The organism is Buttiauxella agrestis, from assembly GCF_900446255.1.
In the GTDB taxonomy this organism is placed as follows: domain Bacteria; phylum Pseudomonadota; class Gammaproteobacteria; order Enterobacterales; family Enterobacteriaceae; genus Buttiauxella; species Buttiauxella agrestis.
On sequence record NZ_UIGI01000001.1, the window covers coordinates 804,459 to 824,960 of the forward strand.

Sequence of the window (20,502 nt, forward strand, 5' to 3'; positions counted from 1 at the left end):
ATCGGTGGCGATGCTGGGTTTCGTCTGACGAAAAGAAAAGCGAACCGCGCTTTTCAACCAGATGGTTAAAGAGGAACAAATGACTCAAAAGACCCCTTTGTTTGAACAGCACAATCTCTGCGGTGCGCGCATGGTGGATTTCCATGGCTGGATGATGCCATTGCACTATGGCTCGCAGATTGATGAGCACCACGCGGTGCGTAACGATGCCGGGATGTTTGATGTTTCCCACATGACCATCGTTGACCTGAAAGGCAGCCGTACCCGCGAATTCCTGCGTTACTTAGTGGCAAATGACGTTGCCAAACTCACCCAACCGGGTAAAGCCCTCTACACCGCAATGCTCAACGCCTCCGGCGGTGTTATCGATGACCTGATTATCTATTTCCAGACCGAAGACTATTTCCGCCTGGTGGTGAATTCTGCGACCCGTGAAAAAGACCTGGCCTGGATTAACCAACACGCCGAGCCGTTCTCCGTTTCCGTTACCGTGCGTGATGACCTGTCGCTGATTGCCGTTCAGGGGCCAAACGCACAGGCCAAAGCCGCGCAGCTGTTTACCGCAGAACAACGTGCTGCTGTTGCTGGCATGAAGCCATTCTTTGGCGTTCAGGCGGGTGATTTGTTTATTGCGACAACCGGTTATACCGGTGAAGCAGGTTACGAAATCGCGATGCCTAACGAAAAAGCCGCTGAGTTTTGGGCGCAACTGGTCGAGATTGGCGTCAAACCTTGTGGACTGGGCGCACGCGATACGCTGCGTCTGGAATCTGGCATGAACTTATACAGCCAGGAAATGGACGAAGGCGTTTCACCTCTTGCCGCCAACATGGGTTGGACTATCGCCTGGCAGCCTGAAGACCGCGATTTCATTGGCCGCGAAGCGCTTGAAGCCCAGCGTGAGAAAGGCACCGACCAACTCGTTGGTTTGATCATGACGGAAAAAGGCGTATTACGTAATGAGCTGCCAGTCCGTTTTACTGACGAATCAGGCAACATCCACGAGGGTGTCATTACCAGCGGAACTTTCTCGCCGACATTGGGCTACAGCATCGCTCTGGCTCGCGTGCCGGCAGGCATTGGTGAAACCGCGATTGTGCAAATTCGTAACCGCGAAATGCCGGTCAAAGTAACCAAACCCATTTTTGTTCGCGGCGGTAAAGCTGTCGCGCAGTGATTTTGAAATCAGGAGAAAAACAATGAGCAATGTGCCGAACGAATTGAAATACAGCAAAGAGCACGAGTGGTTGCGTAAAGAATCTGATGGAACTTACACCGTGGGTATCACCGAGCATGCGCAAGAACTGCTGGGTGACATGGTGTTTGTCGATCTGCCTGAAGTGGGCGCAACCGTAAGCACTGGCGATGACTGCGCCGTTGCTGAATCGGTAAAAGCCGCTTCTGATATTTACGCGCCAATCAGCGGTGAGATCATCGCAGTAAACAACGATCTTAGCGACTCACCAGAGCTTATCAACAGCGAGCCGTACGCGGCGGGTTGGATCTTCAAGATCAAAGCGAGCGACGAGTCCGAACTGGATGGTTTGCTGGATGCGACTGCGTACGAAGCTTTGCTAGAAGACGAATAGATTCCCTTCATCCTTCGTGTTGCTGGGGTGTTGGCGTCGCTCAAACACCCCAGTCACGTACTTATGTACGCTCCTGGGGGATGCTTTCACTTGCCGCCTACCAGCAACACAAATGATTTTGGGAATCGAAATTTTCGGGTGTGCTGTACCAGCCCGGTTTTGTAGGGTGGATAAACGTAGTGCCATCCACCGCTAAAGCCCCACATGTTTCAGGAATCACCGCTCATGACCCAGTCTTTACGTCAGCTTGAAAATCACGAAGCGTTTATCGACCGCCACATTGGACCAGACGCACAGCAGCAACACGAAATGCTGGAGGCGGTGGGCGCTCGTTCGTTAAACGACTTAATCGCTTCGATCGTTCCGGCTGATATCCAGCTTGCCGAGCCACCACAGGTGGGGGAGGCTGCAACAGAATTCGCGGCCCTGGCTGAATTAAAGACCATTGCCAGCCGTAACAAGCGTTTTAAAACTTACATCGGCATGGGTTATACCGCGGTGCAAACTCCCCCGGTGATCCTACGAAACATGCTGGAAAACCCAGGTTGGTACACCGCGTACACTCCGTATCAGCCTGAAGTCTCACAAGGCCGCCTTGAAGCACTGCTGAACTTCCAGCAAGTGACGCTGGACCTGACCGGTCTGGACATCGCTTCTGCATCCTTGCTGGACGAAGCGACTGCCGCAGCCGAAGCCATGGCTATGGCAAAGCGCGTCAGCAAACTGAAAAACGCCAACCGTTTCTTTGTTGCCGCCGACGTACATCCGCAAACGCTGGATGTAGTGCGTACCCGCGCTGAAACCTTCGGCTTTGACGTGATTGTCGACGACGCCGCCAAAGTGCTGGATCATCAGGATGTGTTTGGTGTGCTGCTGCAACAAGTCGGCACCACCGGCGAAGTCCATGATTACAGCGCCCTGATTACCGAACTGAAAAGCCGCAAAGTCATCGTGAGCGTTGCCGCTGACTTTATGACGCTGGTTCTACTGACTGCACCTGGCAAACAGGGTGCTGACATCGTATTTGGTTCCGCGCAGCGTTTTGGCGTGCCAATGGGTTACGGTGGCCCGCATGCTGCATTCTTTGCCGCACGTGACGAATTCAAACGTTCCATGCCTGGCCGTATTATCGGCGTTTCCCGCGATGCTGCGGGTCGCACCGCGCTGCGCATGGCGATGCAAACTCGCGAGCAACATATTCGCCGCGAAAAAGCGAACTCCAACATTTGTACTTCCCAGGTTTTGCTGGCAAATATCGCCAGCCTGTATGCGGTGTTCCACGGCCCGGCTGGCCTGAAACGCATTGCAGGGCGAATTCATCGCCTGACCGATATTCTGGCGGCTGGCCTGCAACAAAAAGGGCTGGTGCTGCGCCACAAACATTGGTTCGATACGCTGTGCGTTGAAGTGGCTGATAAAGCCGCTGTGCTGTCGCGTGCTGAAGCCAATGAAATCAACCTGCGCAGCGACATTCTCAACGCGGTGGGTATTACGCTGGATGAAGCGACCACGCGTGAAGACGTGCAGGCGCTGTTCGATGTCTTGTTGGGCGATAACCACGGTCTGGATATCGACAAACTGGACCAAAACGTGGCGGGCGATAGCCTGTCTGTTCCGAAAGGCATGCTGCGTGAAGACGCGATCCTGACGCACCCAGTGTTTAATCGCTACCACAGCGAAACCGAAATGATGCGTTACATGCACTCGCTTGAACGCAAAGATCTGGCGCTGAATCAGGCGATGATCCCGCTCGGTTCCTGCACCATGAAGCTGAATGCCGCAGCTGAGATGATCCCAATCACCTGGCCTGAATTCGCTGAACTGCACCCGTTCTGCCCGGCAAACCAGGCGGAAGGTTATCATCAGATGATTTCTCAGCTATCCGACTGGCTGGTGAAACTGACCGGTTACGACGCGCTTTGTATGCAGCCAAACTCTGGCGCACAAGGTGAATACGCAGGCCTGCTGGCGATTCGTCGTTACCATGAAAGCCGCAACGAAGGCAGCCGTAACCTGTGCCTGATCCCAAGTTCTGCGCACGGTACCAACCCGGCATCAGCGCAAATGGCGGGCATGGAAGTGGTCGTTGTCGCGTGCGATAAGCAAGGCAACATCGATCTTCACGATCTGCGTGTGAAAGCCGAACAAGCGGGCGATGCGCTGTCTTGCATCATGGTGACGTACCCGTCCACTCACGGTGTATACGAAGAAACCATCCGCGAAGTGTGCCAGATTGTTCACCAGTTCGGCGGCCAGGTTTACCTGGATGGGGCGAACATGAACGCACAGGTGGGGATCACTTCCCCAGGTTATATCGGCGCAGACGTTTCTCACCTTAACCTGCATAAAACCTTCTGCATTCCACACGGTGGTGGCGGCCCAGGCATGGGGCCAATCGGTGTGAAAGCTCACCTGGCACCGTTTGTTCCAGGCCACAGCGTAGTGCAAATTGAAGAGATGCTGACCCAGCAGGGCGCCGTTTCTGCGGCACCGTTTGGTAGCGCATCGATTCTGCCAATCAGCTGGATGTATATCCGCATGATGGGCGCGCAGGGGCTGAAAAAAGCCAGCCAGGTAGCCATCCTGAATGCTAACTACATTGCGACCCGCCTGAAATCTGCATTCCCGATTCTGTATACCGGGCGCAGTGGGCATGTGGCTCATGAATGTATTCTTGATATTCGTCCTCTGAAAGAAGAAACCGGGATTAGCGAGCTGGATATTGCTAAACGCCTGATTGATTTCGGCTTCCATGCGCCGACCATGTCGTTCCCGGTTGCGGGTACGCTGATGGTTGAGCCGACAGAATCCGAAAGCAAACTGGAACTGGATCGCTTTATCGACGCGATGCTGACTATCCGCACTGAAATCGACCGTGTTGCACGGGGTGAATGGCCGCTGGAAGATAACCCGCTGGTTAACGCCCCGCACACCCAGGACGAAATCGTGGCTGACTGGACGCACCCGTACACCCGCGAACTGGCGGTGTTCCCGACAGGCCATAGCAATAAATACTGGCCAACCGTGAAACGCCTGGACGATGTGTTCGGCGACCGCAATCTTTTCTGTTCTTGCGTGCCGATGAGCGAATATCAGTAAGTTCTAAAACAACCCTCACCCTCTCCCCCAGGAGAGGGAGAGGGGATAGCCCGGTTTTCTCCCTCTCCTGGGGGAGAGGGTTGGGGTGAGGGGTTCCAGGAGGTAAAATGTCCGTCGCATTAGTCACCGGTGGCAGCCGTGGAATCGGCCGAGCCACCGCCATCCTGCTGGCGCAATCCGGCTACAAAGTCGTCGTTAACTTCCTGCAAAACAAGCAAGCCGCTGATGAAGTCGTCAGCATTATTCGTGCCCACAGCGGCGAGGCGATAGCCATCAAAGCGGATATTGCCGACGAGCTGCAAGTAATGGCGATGTTTGCAGAAATCGACAAGGTTTACGGCCCTGTGACCGCACTGGTCAACAATGCCGGGATTTTGTTCCAGCAATCTACAGTCGAAGAACTCACGGCTGAACGTATTAATCGCGTGATGGCAACCAACGTAACGGGCTATTTTCTTTGCTGCCGTGAAGCGGTAAAACGCATGGCATTGCGCCACGGTGGAAACGGTGGGGCGATTGTGAATGTCTCATCGGCGGCATCACGCTTAGGTGCACCAGGGGAATATGTTGATTACGCAGCGTCAAAAGGGGCTGTGGATTCGCTAACCATCGGGCTTTCTTTGGAAGTTGCTGCCCAGGGTATTCGCGTTAATGGTGTGCGTCCTGGATTAATTTATACCGACATACATGCTTCGGGCGGCGAAGCCGGACGCGTTGACCGCGTCAAAGATCTCTTGCCGATGAAACGCGGTGGGCAACCGGAAGAAGTGGCGGAAGCTATCGTCTGGTTACTGAGTGAAAAAGCCTCATACGTGACGGGCAGTTTCCTCGATTTAGCGGGTGGCAAATAAAAATGGCAGTCGCCTAAAGTTAGAGACGAACTGCCATTATCCTGGTGTTAGCTTAGATTATTATTTTTTATCCATTTCGCCTTTAGACATGCTGTCTTTGGACATACTATCCTTGGCCATTCCATCTTTAGACATATCATCTTTCTTCATTCCGTCTTTGGACATGTGGTCCTTAGACATATTATCTTTATTCATACAGTCTTTTTTCATGCTGTCCTTAGAACAGTCATGGGACATTTTCCCCATATTATCTTTAGACATATTGTCTTTAGCCATATTATCAGCAGCGTTTGCTGCCGTTACGCCAAAGAATAATGCCGAGCACATCAAAGCAGTGTAGAGTTTTTTCATTTTGTATTTCCTCGTCGTTTTAATAACTACATGGTCAGAAACTAGCTGCCGCCGAACCAGTTATAACCCTGGTCCTCCCAATATCCACCGGGATAGCGATTTGTGACTTCTATAACTTGAATATGTTTTGGGTTTTTATATCCCAACTTGGTTGGCATTCTTAATTTCATCGGAAAGCCATATTTACGCGGTAATATTTCGCCGTCGTAAGTCAATGCAATGATGGTCTGTGGATGTAATGCCGTCGCCATATCAATGCTGGTGTAGTAATCGTCGGCACATTTAAAACTCACGTAACGGGCATTTAAATCAGCACCAATGCCTTTAAGAAATAGCGAAAACGGCACGCCTCCCCATTTTCCAATGGCGCTCCAACCTTCGACGCAAATGTGGCGTGTTACCTGGCTGACCTGCGCCATCTGGTGCAGTTGTGCCAGCGACCATGGCCGCTTATCTGCCACTAAGCCTGCAACCTCCAGCCGATAATCATCGCCATTAATCGTTGGCGCTTCATCCTCGCTATAAAAGGCATTAAACGGGAAAGGACGCGTCATCATGCTTTCGGGATAAACCGGAGCCAGATCGTTGGCATTAAATAACCAGCCCTGGATTCTGTCGTTAAAGCGCGAAATACCGCTTAATGTAGACTCGACGGATTCATTACTGCTGATATCGCAGCCGGTCAGCATCATTAAACCGCCAAGGGTTAAACCTTGTTTTAAAAAACGTCGCCGTCCCTCAGATGATAACTGTTTATTAATTTGTTCAGAGGCATCCTGAATAATGACCGCTTTGTCGGAATCCGAAAAAATCTTCGTTTTATTAGACATTATTTTTCCTTAGCGCCCACGCAGCATAGCGAGTAAAGTTTTCGGCACCAGCGCGACCATAATTAAATGAATGACGATAAATCCCACCATGCCGGACATCGCAAAGAAATGGATGAGCCGGGCACTTTCATAGCCGCCGAGTAATTCACGCAGCAATGGAAATTGCACCGATTTCCACACCACAAAGCCGGAGCACACCAGAATGATCCCGTCGATCATCACGAATAAATACGCCAGCTTTTGCACTGTGTTGTAATGGTTAAGATCGTTATGAGCGAGCTTCCCACGCAATGCTGAAATAAAATCGCTGATTAATTCACGTGGCGAAAGCGGCCAGAATTTGCGTTTCAGGCGTCCGCTGAAGATATTTATCAGCAAATAAATCACGCCATTTATGCCAAATAACCACATCCCCGCAAAATGCCATTGCAACGCGCCGCCTAACCAACCGCCGAGCGTTAACTCATTCGGAAAGCTGAAATTAAACAGCGGCGAAGCGTTATAAATTCGCCAGCCACTGCTCACCATAATGAGCATGGCAAGGGCATTCAGCCAGTGACAAAGCCTTAGCCATAATGGATGCACTATGGCGGGTTTAACCTGAAACGTTGGCGTATCCATCGTTTTATTTCCGGTTATTGCGTTGAAATGAGTGTGGCTCAAATCTGTTCGCCAAAGTCTCACGAAAAGTTAAATTAAATGTGATAACTCCACGCTCGAATGTTGTATAGACTCCTTCTAAGAGAGGCAGATAAGGCAAAGCAATGAAGCCGAAAAAGTTGTTAATCGTTGAGGATGACGAAAATATTGCTGAACTCCTGCAACTGCATTTGCGGGAAGAAGGTTATGAAATTGTCCATGCGGCAGATGGTTCGCAGGGGCTGGAATTGCTAAAACAGGGCGGATGGGACGCTCTGATTCTGGATTTGATGCTCCCCGGTGTCGATGGCCTGGAAATATGTCGCTACGCCCGCACCATGACGCGTTATACGCCGATTGTGATGATTAGCGCGCGTTCCAGCGAAACGCACCGGGTTCTGGGGCTGGAACTGGGGGCTGATGACTACCTGGCAAAACCGTTTTCAATGCTGGAGCTAGTGGCACGCGTCAAAGCGCTATTTCGCCGCCAGGAAGCAATGAGCCAGAACCTGATGCAGGATGCCGGAACGCTCACCTTTGAAAGGCTGACTATCGACCCCCTTGCCCGTGATGTGCGGCTGAGAAATCAGCCTGTTGAACTGACACCGCGTGAGTTTGATTTGCTATGGTTTTTTGCCAAGCACCCCGGCAAAGTTTTCTCGCGGCTTAATCTGCTTAACCAGGTGTGGGGTTATCAACACGAAGGCTACGAACACACCGTAAACACCCATATCAACCGCTTACGTATCAAGATTGAAGATAACCCCGCAGAGCCTGAATTCATTCTGACGGTGTGGGGAAAAGGGTATAAATTCATTGCACCTCGACACGAGTAAACCATGCGAAAACTCACGCTTTCCCAGCGCCTGACACTGGTTTTTGCGTTGCTGCTAATCACCTCTTGTTCATTGTTGGGGTGGCTGCAAATTCGCACCAGCACGCAATATAGCCAGGCGGTGATACAACAACTTTCTGGTTCGCTCGCGGAGCACATCAACCAAAGCTACCCGCTGCTTGGTCAGGATGGTCTGAACAATGATTCTGTGCGCAGTCTGTTTGATCACCTGATGACGGTAAACCCAAGTGTTGAGGTTTATCTGCTTGATCAAAAAGGCAATATTATTGGTGATGCAGCGCCACCGAATCATATTAAACGCCATCATGTGGATTTGGAGCCGATTCAGGCCGCTCTCGATAAACAACAATTTCCACTCTACGGCGACGACCCGCGCAGTGCTGACGGCAAAAAAGTGTTTAGCGTCGCGGCAATGATGCAAAACGGCGAGGTTAAGGGTTACTTGTACATCATTTTGCTGGGTGAAAATTACAATGCCCTGGCAAACGATGCGCGATTTAATACCATTTCAAAAGTAGTGCTGCTGACCATAGGCCTGATTGCATTATTAGGTCTGATTGTCGGTGGCCTGGCATTTCGCTGGATAACGCGGCCTCTGCGTTCGCTTTCACGCCAGGTGAACGCACTGGAAACGGGCGGCATGGCTGAGATGCAGGCCATGGCGGCACTACCGCTTGATAAATCAAGCAGTAACGATGAAATTAGCCTGCTGCGCCAGGGGGTTATCACGATGGCGCGCCGTATTTCAGAACAGTGGCATCGGCTTTCACAGCAAGATCAACTGCGCCGAGAATTCATTGCCAATATTTCCCATGACTTACGCACGCCATTGACGTCGATGCACGGTTATCTTGAAAGCTTATCTGTGATGTCGGCGACGCTTTCGGAAGCTGAGAAAAAACGTTATCTGGAAATCGCTTTAGCGCAGAGCCAGAAAGTCCGCACCCTTGCGCAATCATTGTTTGAGTTAGCGCGTCTGGAATATGGCGTTGTGAAGCCGCAAAAAGAACGCTTTTGTCTCGGTGAGTTATTGCAGGATGTCTTCCAGAAATTTGAGTTGATGACCCAGACACGGCAATTACAGCTGGTCGCTGATATCCAGCCAGGTTTGCCGCTGATCGATGCAGATTTGGGGATGATTGAGCGGGTGCTGACTAATCTGCTGGATAATGCGATTCGCCATACCCCGGAGCAGGGAGCCGTTGCGGTTCGCTTGTGGAAAGAGGGCGAAAAAGTCATGGTGCAGATAAGCGATAACGGGCCTGGTATTCCGCAGGAACTCAAGGAAGGTTTGTTTGTGCGTCCGTCGATAGTCAGCCAGTCTCATGTCAGAGTCGGCGGTTTGGGGCTGATGATTGTGCGCCAGATGCTGCAACTTCATGGCAGCGATATTGCGCTGGTGGAAGGACCCGAAACCGGAGCCTGCTTCCGTTTTGGATTGCCGACTTAAGAAAAACACCGCTCGCGTTGCAAGCGGTGTTCATGATTTTTAAGGAATCGGATAAGGAGTATACACGCCGTTTAGCGTGTGCAGGAACGCCACAATATCATCGACTTCGTTTTGTGGGAGCGTAGTCCCCACCTGATATTTCAGCATTTGTTTTACCGCTTCATCCAACGTCTTAACATCCCCACGGTGGAAATATGGCGCTGTCAGCGCAACGTTTCGTAGTGTTGGAACCTTCTGGCGCAGGCGATCCCTGATATCTTTAGTGACATTCATACGCCCAATATCCGCAGAAGTGACTTCTCCAAACCCAAAATCTTTTTTCAACCCGAGTGGTTCAAAAGAGCGACCGCCGAGAATTTTACCGGTGTGGCAGGTGGCGCACTTGTTCTCTTTAAATAGCCTGTAGCCCTGTTTTTGCTGTGCGGTGAGGGCGTTTTCATCGCCACGTAGATAATTATCAAAAGGAGCGTTTGGCGTGATCAGTGTCTTTTCAAATTCAGCAATGGCATCGGTAATGGTCGTGCCTGAGAAACCCTGCGGATAGACGGCCGTGAAATCGCGGGTCAGGATTGGGTCTTGCTTGAGTTTGTCAGTAATTTGATCCCAGGATTTTGATGCCATCTCAATCGGATTGAGCGGGGGACCACCCGCCTGGGCCTGAAGGTCGGCGGCACGCCCGTCCCAAAACTGCTCAATATTAAAGACGGAGTTAAACACGGTTGGCGCATTGATTGGACCAATTTCCCCGCCCACGCCCTGTGAGGTTTTTAGCCCGTCAACACCACCGGCACCCAGCTGATGGCAATGCGCGCAGGAAATTGAATTATCACCAGACAAACGCGGGTCGTGATAAAGCCGCATGCCTAACGCGACTTTCTGCCCGTCGACAGGAATAGAGCGTGGAATCGGTTGAACCGGTTCATTGCGACGATTTTCGGCCATATCAGGGGCGGCGTAATATTCAAGGCGCTGTTTTTGGATCCACTCCAGAAGCGTGGCGCGCTCCTGTTCATTCATGTGGCCCGCCCAGTGCAGCGCGGTATAGCGAGTCGGCGGCATGGTTTCATGTTCCATAACCCACTCGATTTTATTGAGATCGCTTTGCGGCGCAGCACTGCTTTCAAGCAGACTTTCGCGGATATCGGTCAGATTGAAAGATTTGTAACCAAGCTGGATATCGTACTCCATCAGCTGTTTTGCCACCGGGAAGGTCGCATAAAAAGGTAGCTTTGCCTCCGGGGTATGGCAGTAATCACAGCCCTTTTCATTGAGGATGCCGAGTACGCTGGCACTGAGTGGGGGAAGATTGGCGGTTGTTGCAGCTAACTGATTACGGTCGGTGTCGTGGTAATGCACATACCCGACCAGACTGAGATATCCCACAATACCGAGACTTATAGCTGCGGTGAGCAACCTGGTAGTTTTTCTCATGCTGTTGTCCTTTCCAGAGATAAAAGCCGAATCAAGGCGATTCGTAACCACACTGTTTTTGTGGCCTTATCATCTGCAATGACAACGAAAGGATTGTTGCGTCTTATCAAAGAGAAAGCGCGAGGTTGCCTATCATTCGGATAGGTTTCACCGATGTCAAAAAAACAAAGGGCGCCGAAGCGCCCTTAAATCATTCAGATATTTTCGCCGTTGCTGGCAATCACTTCTTTGTACCAGTTAAAGCTCTTCTTGCGCGAACGGGACATATCGCCAGTACCGTCGTCATGCTTGTTCACGTAGATAAAACCGTAGCGTTTGTTGTACTGACCGGTGGTGAAGGAAACGCAGTCGATACAGCCCCACGGGGTGTAACCCATCAAATCCACGCCATCGTACGTGACCGCTTTCATCATCTCTGAAACGTGCGCTCGCAGGTAATCGATGCGGTAATCATCATTGATTGAACCGTCTTCTTCGACAGTGTCGTAAGCACCAAAGCCGTTTTCGACGATAAACAGTGGTTTCTGGTAGCGTTCATACAGTTCGCACAGTGCGTAACGCAGGCCAACCGGGTCAATCTGCCAGCCCCAGTCGGATGCTTTCACGAACGGGTTCGGCACGCTGCCCTGGAAGCCGGAAAGCGCATCACCGGTGCCGCCGTCAGCTTTCACCGCGTTGGTCATGTAGTAGCTGAAACCGAGATAATCACACACACCTTCACGCAGGATTTGCTCGTCACCGGCTTCCATTTTGATGTTGAACTCGCGGCGTTCCCACTCGTTTAACACATAAGATGGGTAGTAGCCGCGCAATTGCACGTCGGTAAAGACATAACGCTCACGCATGGATTCCTGCGCGTACATTTGATCTTCTGGTTTGCAGGAGAACGGATACAGCGGCACCATCGCCAGCATGCAGCCGATTTGCATTTCCGGGTTGATGCGATGACCAATCTTCACCGCCATGGCGCTTGCCACAAACTGGTGATGCAGCACCTGATACATCACTTCTTCCGGGTTGTCGTGCTCGGTGTAAACCACGCCAGAGCAGCAGTAACCGAATAGCGGCGCACGCCAGTTACGCTGGTTATTGATCTCGTTAAAGGTCATCCAGTACTTCACTTTGCTCTTGTAGCGTTCAAACACCACTTCGGCAAAACGAACAAAGAAATCGACAACTTTACGGTTAGTCCAGCCACCGTATTCGGTCACAAGGTGGTGCGGCATTTCGAAGTGGGAAAGGGTAATGACCGGCTTGATGTTGTATTTCAGCAGTTCATCGAACATATCGTCGTAGAACTTCAGCCCTTCTTCATTAGGTTGTAGCTCATCACCTTTTGGGAAGATACGCGTCCAGGCAATAGAGGTGCGGAAGCATTTGAAGCCCATTTCGGCAAACAGTGCGATGTCTTCTTTATAACGACCATGGAAATCAATGGCTTCGTGGTTTGGATAAAATTTACCAGGGACAACTTCCTGGGTGATCTCACGCGGTACGCCGTGCGAGCCACCGGTCAACACATCACAAATACTTGGGCCTTTACCTTCTTTGTTCCAGCCACCTTCAACCTGGTGCGCCGCTACCGCGCCGCCCCATAAAAAGTCTTTTGGTAAAGTCAGTTTCTTCATATTTTTTAATCTCACTGTCAGTGCCAGAAATAATGTGCGATACATCACAAAATGGCAGTGCGTTAATAAGCTCTGTTCTGGAGTCTAACAAATGAGAATTAATTGTCACGATATAACAAATCACGGTTATTGTGATTTGTTACATGTAAAAAACAGCCTGTTTTTTTACGCCATTTTCTTAACCAGTTTGCGGCCAATGGTTTCTAAAATATAAATAACAGGAATTTGTGTGGTGATGTCATAAACTCCGCCGACACGGGTAAGTGGAATGTGCCAGGAGATATTAAAATCGGCGAACCTTGCCAGCGCTGAGTTTTCGTGGCTGGTGATGGAGAGTACCTTGCAGTTATGCAGACTGAACTGGCTGGCAAAGCGCAGGATTTCTTCGGTTTCGCCGGAAACGGAAAGCACAATCGCCAGCGCGTTTTTCGCCATGTCATTGGTGACAGGGAAATAAGGGTCATCAATATGGTTGCTAAATTTACCGACGTTAGAGAAGAAGCGAGCGCCATATTTCGCTAATGCGCCAGAGGTGCCTGCGCCAACAAATATAATTCGTTCTGATGAACAAATAATATCAACGGCCTGGTCAATTAAATTATCAAACTCTTCATTATTAGTGCTTTTAAAAAAGCTGATGATTTCGCTTGGGCCAAAATTAACTAACTGCTCATCATTTTGTTCAAGATATAATTTAAAGCGCACACGAAATTCAGAATAACCTTCACAGTTTAATTTGCGACAAAAGCGCAGCACCGTGGTTGTGGAAACGCCCGCCGCATCGGCTAACTCGCGAATAGTCATGTACATCACTTTGTCGCGATTTTTGATGACAAAGTTATAGACCATCATTTCCAGGCCGTTTAGCCTGGCAATTGCTGCATGAGTGAACATTAAATTAACCAGCCTTTTTCGTGCGCACGAGAGTGATAACTAACGACATAGTGCCATATTTCGCCTCAGCTTTCGCCCCCGTAGGGACTTCGTCCGCCAGGCAAATGTGTCTGTGGTGTATGAGTATGGTTATCAACGCTGACAGATTTATTTTAGCGTACAGGTGTTAGCTGGAATTGTTCTCAGTTATGCTAGCTGTGATGTATTTTCACTCTTTTGTCTCACCGGGAGTTGCCACATGGCGGACAAACCATTGATCGCGAAAGGATATTCACTGGCAGAGGAAGTCGCCAACAGTATTAGCCATGGTATCGGGCTGGTGTTTGGGATTGTCGGGTTGGTTTTGTTACTGGTCCAGGCGGTGGAGAGCAACGCCAGTGTGACGGCGATAACCAGTTATAGCTTATATGGTGGCAGCATGATTTTGCTGTTTCTGGCTTCAACGCTGTATCACGCCATTCCACATCAGCGCGCCAAACGCTGGCTGAAGAAATTTGACCACTGCGCAATCTATTTGCTGATTGCCGGGACATACACCCCATTTTTACTCGTTGGTCTTGACTCACCTTTGGCCCGAGGGCTGATGATTGTTATCTGGGGACTGGCTCTGGCGGGTATTCTTTTTAAGTTAACCATCGCGCATCGCTTCAAAGTTTTGTCGCTCGTCACTTATCTGCTGATGGGGTGGCTATCGCTGGTAGTGATTTACCAGATGATCATTAAACTCGCGCCGGGCAGCGTAACGTTGCTGGCTGCGGGCGGTATCATTTACTCGTTAGGCGTTATTTTCTACGTCTGTAAACGCATTCCGTACAACCACGCCATCTGGCACGGATTTGTACTCGGCGGCAGCGTTTGCCACTTTCTTGCAATTTATTTATACATCCATTAATCAACCGTCGCCCGCGTGAGCAGGGCGACGGCGGGTTCTTTTACTCGTCTTCTAATGAATAAGGCAGTCGCTCAATAACAAGCTCACTGCCCACATCATCACGGACACGTAGCACGCTGTCGGCTTCCAGATCGTTATTCATCACTACCTGCACCAATACGCGCCCATCATCAAGCTGACTTGCAGCCAGCACAGTGCCGGTACGACGCCAGTTTTCGCCCATTTTCAGCTCGAGATCTTCGCCCGCTTCCGGCAGACGGCTGGCTTTGCCTGCAAGGAACCACAGCGCACGTTTATTCGCGCCACGGAACTTCGCGCGGGCAACCATTTCCTGGCCTGTGTAACAGCCTTTTTTGAAGCTGATACCGCCAAGTGCCTGAATATTGGTGGCCTGCGGGATGAACTGCGCACTATTTGGAGCATCAATGACCGGAATACCGGCTTCGATCTCTAGCGCCAGCCATTGTTGGCTATCATTGCGCTGCGCTTCACCGTGTAACTTTTCAGCCAGCGCCTGCGCGGTAGCCTCATCGGTGACCAGCATGAAACGCTCGGCAGGGAGGTTAAACCACAGAAGGGTGGTTGCGCCTTCTTGAACGACCGGGTTTGCTTCATCAGGCAGAGCGGTAAACACATTTGCCAAAGCGGCGCGAGCCTGGAAACCTGCCACGCCCAGCAGCACGCTTTCGTCATCAGGTGTGATGGTGACTTTGGAAAACACCGCGTATTTTTTCAGTTCGACAAGTTGCGCGTCGCGCAGATTACGGCGCTCAATCAGCGAAAACCCTTCGCCGCGGTGGAACAGGCGCAGGTTACTCCACATTTTCCCTTTCGCGTCGCAGTGGGCGCAAAGTGTGTGCTGATTTGGTGTCAACTGCGCAACGTCAGCAGTGACCTGGCCTTGCAGGTAGTTTTCTGCATCTTTGCCCGTCACGTTTGCCAAAGCCCAATCATCAAGAGTCATGAGAGTTAGCGGCAGGCGGGCTGCGGCCGTAGGCTGACGTGGAGGAAATGGAGTGAAAGCCATAGAGATGTCCCAGGTTATTGAGCAGAGATATGGCTCAATGGTAAAAGAGCCATTTGGCAATGCAAGCAGTTTGATCATGCGAATTGTGCGCTTACGGGAATTCTCGCAAGGTGAATGCAACGACAACACGTTGCAAATTATTCTCTCGAGAAAGTGCGCAAACGGTAACATTCAGTTAATGCGTGCAATAAAAACACGTTACACTAAGATTTGTATCTTCTTTATCAGATAACCAGGAAAGAGCACATGGATATCAATAACAAAGCCCGAATTCATTGGGCGTGCCGCCGGGGAATGCGCGAGCTGGATATTTCGATTATGCCATTCTTTGAATATGAATATGACTCGTTAAGCGCTGAGGATAAACAATTGTTTGTTCGCTTGCTGGAAAGCGATGATCCAGACCTGTTCAATTGGTTAATGAATCATGGCAAACCGGCAGATACAGAGCTGCAACGGATGGTGACACTGATTCAGACACGGAATAAAGAACGTGGTCCTGTGGCAATCTGATCTTCGCGTCTCCTGGCGTGCACAATGGCTTTCACTATTGGCCCACGGTCTGGTCGCACTGTTTGTGCTGCTGATGCCGTGGCCGATGAGCTACACGCTAATCTGGATGCTACTGCTTTCGCTGGTGGTTTTTGACAGCGTACGTAGCCAGCGCCGTATACATGCCTGCCAGGGCGAAATGAAAATCCTGACCGACTACCACCTGCGTTGGCAAAATCAGGAATGGGAGATCGTGGGTTCACCCTGGATGCTGCGTAGCGGAATGATGTTGCGCTTACGCCGCGTTGGCCGTAAACGCTGCCAGCATTTATGGTTGTCTGCCGACAGCATGGATACAGGCGAATGGCGTGATTTGCGCCGCCTGATGCTGCAACAGCAAGCCAGCGGCAGAGGTCAAGCCTGAGCGGTTTTCAGGCAAACTTCTCGGCCATTTCTACGAGAATTTGATCACACCAGTTTTCGATTCGCTCATCGCTTAAATCGTATTGATTGGTTTCATCAAGTGCCAGGCCTACAAACAGTTGTCCGTCAGCAATCACCGGTTTTGGGCTAGTAAATTCATAGCCTTCAGTTGGCCAGTAGCCAATAAACTGAGCGCCGCGTGGGGCAAGTTTGTCGTGCAACATACCCAGCGCATCCAGGAACCATTCGCCGTAGCCAAGCTGATCGCCCATGCCATAAAGCGCAACCGGTTTGCCTTCAAGATTCAGATTATCCAGTTGATCCCAGACGGCTTCCCAGTCTTCCTGTAATTCGCCGAAATCCCAGGTTGGGATACCGAGAATCAGCACATCGTACTGTTCCATCATGGCCGGTGAATCATCTTTCAGATTGTGAAGTGTCACCAGTTCCGGGCCAATGATGTCACGAATTTTTTCGGCAGCCATTTCGGTGTAACAAGTGCTGGAGCCATAAAAAAGGCCAATGTTCATCGCGTTAATAACTCTTTTAAAAACGTGCAGACTGGCAATTGTATCAGATCCCATTGTGCATCATGCATAATGGACACAATTCGCCAAACGCGGGGCAAGTAAGTGAGGCAGCAGTGGAACAAGATCAGGCCCGAATCGAACAATTTCTTGATGCGCTCTGGCTTGAGCGGAATCTGGCACAGAACACATTAGACTCCTACCGCCGGGATTTAAAGATGGTGGCGGAGTGGCTTGAACGCCATGATTTAGATTTGCTGAATGTCCAGACGGGCGATTTGCAGTCGCTATTTGCTGAGCGTCTTGAAGGCGGCTATAAAGCAACAAGTTCGGCAAGAATGTTAAGTGCGATGCGCCGATTGTTTCAGTATCTCTATCGTGAAAAACTTCGCGATGACGACCCCAGCGTGATGTTGTCATCGCCAAAATTACCGCAGCGTTTGCCGAAAGATTTAAGCGAAGCGCAGGTCGAACGCTTGCTACAAGCACCTTGTATCGACCAGCCTATCGAGTTACGTGATAAAGCCATGCTCGAATTATTGTATGCTACCGGGCTGCGTGTTTCTGAATTAGTCGGCCTGACAATGAGTGATATGAGTCTGCGTCAGGGCGTGGTGCGAGTTATCGGTAAAGGTAACAAAGAGCGCCTGGTGCCGATGGGTGAGGAAGCGGTTTATTGGGTAGAAAACTACCTTGAGCACGGTCGCCCGTGGCTGCTTAATGGCGTGTCGATTGATACCGTTTTCCCCAGTAATCGCGCGCAACAAATGACGCGACAGACATTCTGGCACCGCATCAAACATTACGCGGTGCAGGCGGGAATCGACAGCGAGAAGCTGTCCCCCCATGTTCTCAGGCATGCTTTTGCGACGCATTTACTGAACCATGGCGCAGATTTACGAGTCGTACAAATGTTGCTTGGGCATAGTGATTTGTCCACCACACAAATTTATACGCATGTAGCGACTGAGCGGTTACGCAAGCTACATCAACAGCACCACCCACGTGCGTGAGTGGCAGAAGATAAAGGAATCATCATGAAAAAGCGTTTGTGGCTGCTCCCATTATTAGCGGCCTCTGTGTCCGGTTTTGTTCATGCTGACGACGCAGCAATCAAGCAGTCTCTTGCGAAGTTAGGTGTGCAAAACGCTGACATTCAGCCAGCACCTGTTGCGGGCATGAAAACGGTACTAACCGATAGCGGTGTTCTGTATGTGACTGAAGACGGTAAACATTTCATTCAAGGGCCGCTGTACGATGTCAGCGGTGCGCAGCCGGTTAACGTCACCAACAAACTGCTGGTGGGTAAACTGAACGCGCTCGAAAAAGAGATGATCGTCTATAAAGCGCCACAGGAAAAACACGTTATTACTGTGTTTACCGACATCACTTGCGGCTATTGCCACAAGTTGCACGAAGAGATGAAAGACTACAACGCGTTGGGGATTACCGTGCGTTATCTGGCTTTCCCGCGTCAGGGTCTGCAAAGTCAGACAGAAAACGACATGAAAGGCATCTGGTGCGCAAAAGACCCTAAAAAAGCCTTCGATGCGGCGATGAAAGGTGAAGCCGTTGCCGGTGGAACGTGTGACATGAACATCGCCAATCATTACAACCTCGGCGTGCAGTTTGGTATCCAGGGAACGCCGGCAATTGTACTGAGCAATGGTACCGTGATTCCTGGCTATCAAGGGCCGAAAGAGATGAAACAAATGCTGGATGCGCACCAGCAGCTTACGAATATTGGCGGGTAGTGGACGGGTGAAACAGCAAACACAACTTCGCCGTCGTACCGTTGATGAATCCGTCGTGCTGCCTCAGCAACTGCATCCACTCTTAAAGCGCCTGTACGCCAGTCGCGGTGTGCAGGGTGAGCAAGACCTCGAACGTAGTGTGAAAGGTATGTTGCCCTGGCAGCAACTCAACGGCATGGATAAAGCCGTTGAGTTGTTACACAACGCTTTCCGCGAAGGTTTGCGCATTATCGTGGTCGGCGATTTTGATGCTGATGGTGCAACCAGCACCGCACTGAGCGTGCTGGGGCTGCGCAGCCTTGGTTGCCAAAATATCAGTTACCTCGTTCCAAACCGCTTTGAAGATGGTTACGGTTTAAGCCCTGAAGTGGTGGATCAAGCTCATGCGCGCGGCGCGCAAATGATTTTGACCGTCGATAACGGCATCTCATCTCATAGCGGCGTTGAACGCGCTCATGAGCTGGGAATTCCTGTGGTGGTGACTGACCACCACTTACCGGGGCCTGAGTTGCCAGCGGCAGAAGCCATCATCAACCCGAATCTGGTCGATTGTGAGTTTCCATCAAAGTCCCTTGCAGGTGTTGGCGTCGCTTTTTATCTGATGCTGGCGCTGCGCGCGCATTTACGCGAATGCGGCTGGTTTGAACAGCAAGGTTTGGCGATTCCCAACCTGGCAGAACTGCTGGATTTAGTGGCGTTAGGTACGGTGGCCGATGTCGTGCCGCTGGATACCAATAACCGGATTTTGACCTGGCAGGGCCTGAGCCGAATTCGTGCGGGGAAATGCCGTCCGGGCATCAAAGCGCTGCTCGAAGTCGCGAACCGTGAACCTCAAAAACTGGCAGCCAGCGATTTAGGTTTTGCTTTAGGGCCGCGTCTGAATGCGGCGGGGCGTCTGGATGATATGTCAGTCGGCGTTGCGTTGCTGCTCAGTGAAAACATCGGCGAAGCGCGCATGCTTGCCAATGAACTTGACGCGCTAAATCAGACGCGCAAAGAAATTGAGCAGGGGATGCAGGTCGAAGCGCTGACGCTATGCCAGCAGCTCGAACACAGTAACGATGAATTGCCGTATGGTCTCGCAATGTATCACCCGGAATGGCATCAGGGGGTGGTCGGCATCCTGGCATCACGGATAAAAGAGCGCTTTAACCGCCCGGTTATCGCCTTTGCGCCAGCGGGTGACGGCACGCTGAAAGGCTCCGGGCGTTCAGTGCAAGGTTTGCATATGCGTGATGCTCTCGAGCGTCTTGATACCCTGCATCCTGGTTTGATGCTGAAATTCGGTGGCCATGCGATGGCTGCGGGTTTGTCGTTGGAAGAAGCCAAATTTGAAGAGTTCCGTAAGCTGTTTGGCGAACTGGTGGGTGAATGGCTCGACCCTGCGCTGCTGCAAGGTGTGGTGTGGTCAGATGGTGCTATTACTGCGCAAGAAATGACGCTGGAAATCGCAGAAATGCTGCGTGATGCCGGGCCGTGGGGGCAGATGTTCCCCGAGCCACTGTTTGACGGCAAATTCCGTTTATTACAGCAACGGCTGGTGGGTGAACGCCATTTGAAAGTCATGGTGGAGCCCGTTGGCGGCGGCCCGCTTATCGACGGGATTGCCTTTAACGTCGACACCGCATACTGGCCGGATAACGGCGTGCGTGAAGTCGAACTGGCTTTCAAGCTTGATGTGAACGAGTTTCGCGGCAACCGCAGTGTTCAATTACTCATCGATCATATCTGGCCGATCTAGCCCCGTTATCACCTCAATTACTTGGCTA

General features: G+C 51.0%; 20 protein-coding genes. 12 read left to right on the forward strand and 8 right to left on the reverse strand.

Annotation, left to right across the window (positions count from 1 at the left end; genetic code table 11):
• The first annotated feature begins 79 nt into the window (after positions 1-79).
• The 4 genes from gcvT (at position 80) to DY231_RS03970 (ending at position 5,539) form a co-directional block, all read left to right on the forward strand.
• Positions 80-1,177 (forward strand): glycine cleavage system aminomethyltransferase GcvT, encoded by a 1,098-nt coding sequence (gene gcvT, locus DY231_RS03950; protein WP_115627360.1) that lies wholly within the window; start codon positions 80-82, stop codon positions 1,175-1,177.
• A gap of 22 nt (positions 1,178-1,199) precedes the next feature.
• On the forward strand, positions 1,200-1,589 hold the full coding sequence (gcvH, locus tag DY231_RS03955) for a glycine cleavage system protein GcvH (RefSeq protein WP_115627361.1): 390 nt from the start codon (positions 1,200-1,202) through the stop codon (positions 1,587-1,589).
• Between the two features lie 225 nt (positions 1,590-1,814).
• Positions 1,815-4,688 carry an aminomethyl-transferring glycine dehydrogenase gene (gene gcvP / locus DY231_RS03965; protein WP_115627363.1) on the forward strand — a complete coding sequence of 958 codons (2,874 nt, stop codon included), beginning with the start codon at positions 1,815-1,817 and terminating at the stop codon, positions 4,686-4,688.
• 107 nt (positions 4,689-4,795) lie between these two features.
• A complete protein-coding gene (locus DY231_RS03970; RefSeq protein ID WP_115627364.1) occupies positions 4,796-5,539 on the forward strand; it encodes an SDR family oxidoreductase in 744 nt (247 codons plus the stop codon).
• Positions 5,540-5,599: 60 nt separating this feature from the next.
• Here DY231_RS03970 and DY231_RS03975 read toward each other — a convergent pair whose 3' ends face one another.
• From DY231_RS03975 to DY231_RS03985, 3 genes are read right to left on the reverse strand one after another with little or no spacing between them, the layout of a single operon-like run.
• On the reverse strand, positions 5,600-5,890 hold the full coding sequence (locus DY231_RS03975) for a pentapeptide MXKDX repeat protein (RefSeq protein WP_034498280.1): 291 nt from the start codon (positions 5,888-5,890) through the stop codon (positions 5,600-5,602).
• A gap of 41 nt (positions 5,891-5,931) precedes the next feature.
• Complete coding sequence (locus DY231_RS03980; RefSeq protein ID WP_115627365.1) at positions 5,932-6,720, reverse strand: molybdopterin-dependent oxidoreductase; 789 nt, start codon at positions 6,718-6,720, stop codon at positions 5,932-5,934.
• Between the two features lie 9 nt (positions 6,721-6,729).
• Entirely contained in the window at positions 6,730-7,341 is a 612-nt protein-coding gene (locus DY231_RS03985; protein WP_115627366.1) for a cytochrome b/b6 domain-containing protein, read from the reverse strand.
• A gap of 143 nt (positions 7,342-7,484) precedes the next feature.
• Between DY231_RS03985 and DY231_RS03990 the strand changes: the two genes are divergently transcribed.
• Together DY231_RS03990 and DY231_RS03995 are read left to right on the forward strand one after the other, a co-directional pair.
• Entirely contained in the window at positions 7,485-8,195 is a 711-nt protein-coding gene (locus DY231_RS03990; RefSeq protein ID WP_034498272.1) for a response regulator transcription factor, read from the forward strand.
• A 3-nt stretch (positions 8,196-8,198) separates the two neighbouring features.
• Positions 8,199-9,665, forward strand: a complete 1,467-nt coding sequence (locus DY231_RS03995; RefSeq protein ID WP_115627367.1) for a sensor histidine kinase — start codon at positions 8,199-8,201, stop codon at positions 9,663-9,665.
• 39 nt (positions 9,666-9,704) lie between these two features.
• Here the strand turns inward: DY231_RS03995 and DY231_RS04000 are convergent, their stop codons facing one another.
• From DY231_RS04000 to DY231_RS04010, 3 genes are all read right to left on the reverse strand, one after another.
• Positions 9,705-11,096: a cytochrome-c peroxidase gene (locus DY231_RS04000; RefSeq protein WP_115627368.1), complete on the reverse strand. Its 1,392-nt coding sequence runs from the start codon at positions 11,094-11,096 to the stop codon at positions 9,705-9,707.
• Between the two features lie 194 nt (positions 11,097-11,290).
• Positions 11,291-12,724, reverse strand: a complete 1,434-nt coding sequence (locus tag DY231_RS04005) for a 6-phospho-beta-glucosidase (protein WP_115631759.1) — start codon at positions 12,722-12,724, stop codon at positions 11,291-11,293.
• A gap of 165 nt (positions 12,725-12,889) precedes the next feature.
• Positions 12,890-13,618 carry a MurR/RpiR family transcriptional regulator gene (locus tag DY231_RS04010; protein ID WP_115627369.1) on the reverse strand — a complete coding sequence of 243 codons (729 nt, stop codon included), beginning with the start codon at positions 13,616-13,618 and terminating at the stop codon, positions 12,890-12,892.
• A gap of 238 nt (positions 13,619-13,856) precedes the next feature.
• Between DY231_RS04010 and trhA the strand changes: the two genes are divergently transcribed.
• On the forward strand, positions 13,857-14,510 hold the full coding sequence (gene trhA, locus DY231_RS04015) for a PAQR family membrane homeostasis protein TrhA (protein ID WP_115627370.1): 654 nt from the start codon (positions 13,857-13,859) through the stop codon (positions 14,508-14,510).
• Positions 14,511-14,550: 40 nt separating this feature from the next.
• Here trhA and ygfZ read toward each other — a convergent pair whose 3' ends face one another.
• Positions 14,551-15,537 carry a tRNA-modifying protein YgfZ gene (gene ygfZ / locus DY231_RS04020; protein WP_115627371.1) on the reverse strand — a complete coding sequence of 329 codons (987 nt, stop codon included), beginning with the start codon at positions 15,535-15,537 and terminating at the stop codon, positions 14,551-14,553.
• 246 nt (positions 15,538-15,783) lie between these two features.
• On the opposite strand from ygfZ, the gene sdhE reads away from it, so the two are divergent.
• Together sdhE and DY231_RS04035 are read left to right on the forward strand one after the other, a co-directional pair.
• Entirely contained in the window at positions 15,784-16,050 is a 267-nt protein-coding gene (gene sdhE / locus DY231_RS04030; protein WP_034498232.1) for an FAD assembly factor SdhE, read from the forward strand.
• A complete protein-coding gene (locus DY231_RS04035) occupies positions 16,031-16,453 on the forward strand; it encodes a protein YgfX (RefSeq protein ID WP_115627373.1) in 423 nt (140 codons plus the stop codon). Before sdhE ends, DY231_RS04035 begins: the two co-directional genes overlap by 20 nt.
• Positions 16,454-16,460: 7 nt before the next feature.
• Here DY231_RS04035 and fldB read toward each other — a convergent pair whose 3' ends face one another.
• On the reverse strand, positions 16,461-16,982 hold the full coding sequence (gene fldB, locus DY231_RS04040; RefSeq protein WP_115631760.1) for a flavodoxin FldB: 522 nt from the start codon (positions 16,980-16,982) through the stop codon (positions 16,461-16,463).
• Positions 16,983-17,095: 113 nt separating this feature from the next.
• Between fldB and xerD the strand changes: the two genes are divergently transcribed.
• Genes xerD through recJ form a run of 3 tightly spaced genes read left to right on the forward strand, consistent with a single transcriptional unit; the run spans position 17,096 to position 20,474 of the window.
• The gene (gene xerD / locus DY231_RS04045) at positions 17,096-17,992 is read left to right on the forward strand and encodes a site-specific tyrosine recombinase XerD (protein ID WP_034498228.1); all 897 of its coding nucleotides are present in this window, start codon (positions 17,096-17,098) and stop codon (positions 17,990-17,992) included.
• Positions 17,993-18,016: 24 nt separating this feature from the next.
• The gene (gene dsbC / locus DY231_RS04050; RefSeq protein WP_115627374.1) at positions 18,017-18,733 is read left to right on the forward strand and encodes a bifunctional protein-disulfide isomerase/oxidoreductase DsbC; all 717 of its coding nucleotides are present in this window, start codon (positions 18,017-18,019) and stop codon (positions 18,731-18,733) included.
• 7 nt (positions 18,734-18,740) lie between these two features.
• On the forward strand, positions 18,741-20,474 hold the full coding sequence (gene recJ, locus DY231_RS04055) for a single-stranded-DNA-specific exonuclease RecJ (protein ID WP_115627375.1): 1,734 nt from the start codon (positions 18,741-18,743) through the stop codon (positions 20,472-20,474).
• The last annotated feature ends 28 nt before the right edge of the window (positions 20,475-20,502 follow it).

Excerpts from the sequence above, each read along its gene's own strand:
- gcvT (WP_115627360.1), top strand. The coding sequence starts at position 80 with ATGACTCAAAAGACCCCTTTGTTTGAACAGCACAATCTCTGCGGTGCG.
- gcvH (WP_115627361.1), top strand. The coding sequence starts at position 1,200 with ATGAGCAATGTGCCGAACGAATTGAAATACAGCAAAGAGCACGAGTGG.
- gcvP (WP_115627363.1), top strand. The coding sequence starts at position 1,815 with ATGACCCAGTCTTTACGTCAGCTTGAAAATCACGAAGCGTTTATCGAC.
- DY231_RS03970 (WP_115627364.1), top strand. The coding sequence starts at position 4,796 with ATGTCCGTCGCATTAGTCACCGGTGGCAGCCGTGGAATCGGCCGAGCC.
- DY231_RS03975 (WP_034498280.1), bottom strand. The coding sequence starts at position 5,890 with ATGAAAAAACTCTACACTGCTTTGATGTGCTCGGCATTATTCTTTGGC.
- DY231_RS03980 (WP_115627365.1), bottom strand. The coding sequence starts at position 6,720 with ATGTCTAATAAAACGAAGATTTTTTCGGATTCCGACAAAGCGGTCATT.
- DY231_RS03985 (WP_115627366.1), bottom strand. The coding sequence starts at position 7,341 with ATGGATACGCCAACGTTTCAGGTTAAACCCGCCATAGTGCATCCATTA.
- DY231_RS03990 (WP_034498272.1), top strand. The coding sequence starts at position 7,485 with ATGAAGCCGAAAAAGTTGTTAATCGTTGAGGATGACGAAAATATTGCT.
- DY231_RS03995 (WP_115627367.1), top strand. The coding sequence starts at position 8,199 with ATGCGAAAACTCACGCTTTCCCAGCGCCTGACACTGGTTTTTGCGTTG.
- DY231_RS04000 (WP_115627368.1), bottom strand. The coding sequence starts at position 11,096 with ATGAGAAAAACTACCAGGTTGCTCACCGCAGCTATAAGTCTCGGTATT.
- DY231_RS04005 (WP_115631759.1), bottom strand. The coding sequence starts at position 12,724 with ATGAAGAAACTGACTTTACCAAAAGACTTTTTATGGGGCGGCGCGGTA.
- DY231_RS04010 (WP_115627369.1), bottom strand. The coding sequence starts at position 13,618 with ATGTTCACTCATGCAGCAATTGCCAGGCTAAACGGCCTGGAAATGATG.
- trhA (WP_115627370.1), top strand. The coding sequence starts at position 13,857 with ATGGCGGACAAACCATTGATCGCGAAAGGATATTCACTGGCAGAGGAA.
- ygfZ (WP_115627371.1), bottom strand. The coding sequence starts at position 15,537 with ATGGCTTTCACTCCATTTCCTCCACGTCAGCCTACGGCCGCAGCCCGC.
- sdhE (WP_034498232.1), top strand. The coding sequence starts at position 15,784 with ATGGATATCAATAACAAAGCCCGAATTCATTGGGCGTGCCGCCGGGGA.
- fldB (WP_115631760.1), bottom strand. The coding sequence starts at position 16,982 with ATGAACATTGGCCTTTTTTATGGCTCCAGCACTTGTTACACCGAAATG.
- dsbC (WP_115627374.1), top strand. The coding sequence starts at position 18,017 with ATGAAAAAGCGTTTGTGGCTGCTCCCATTATTAGCGGCCTCTGTGTCC.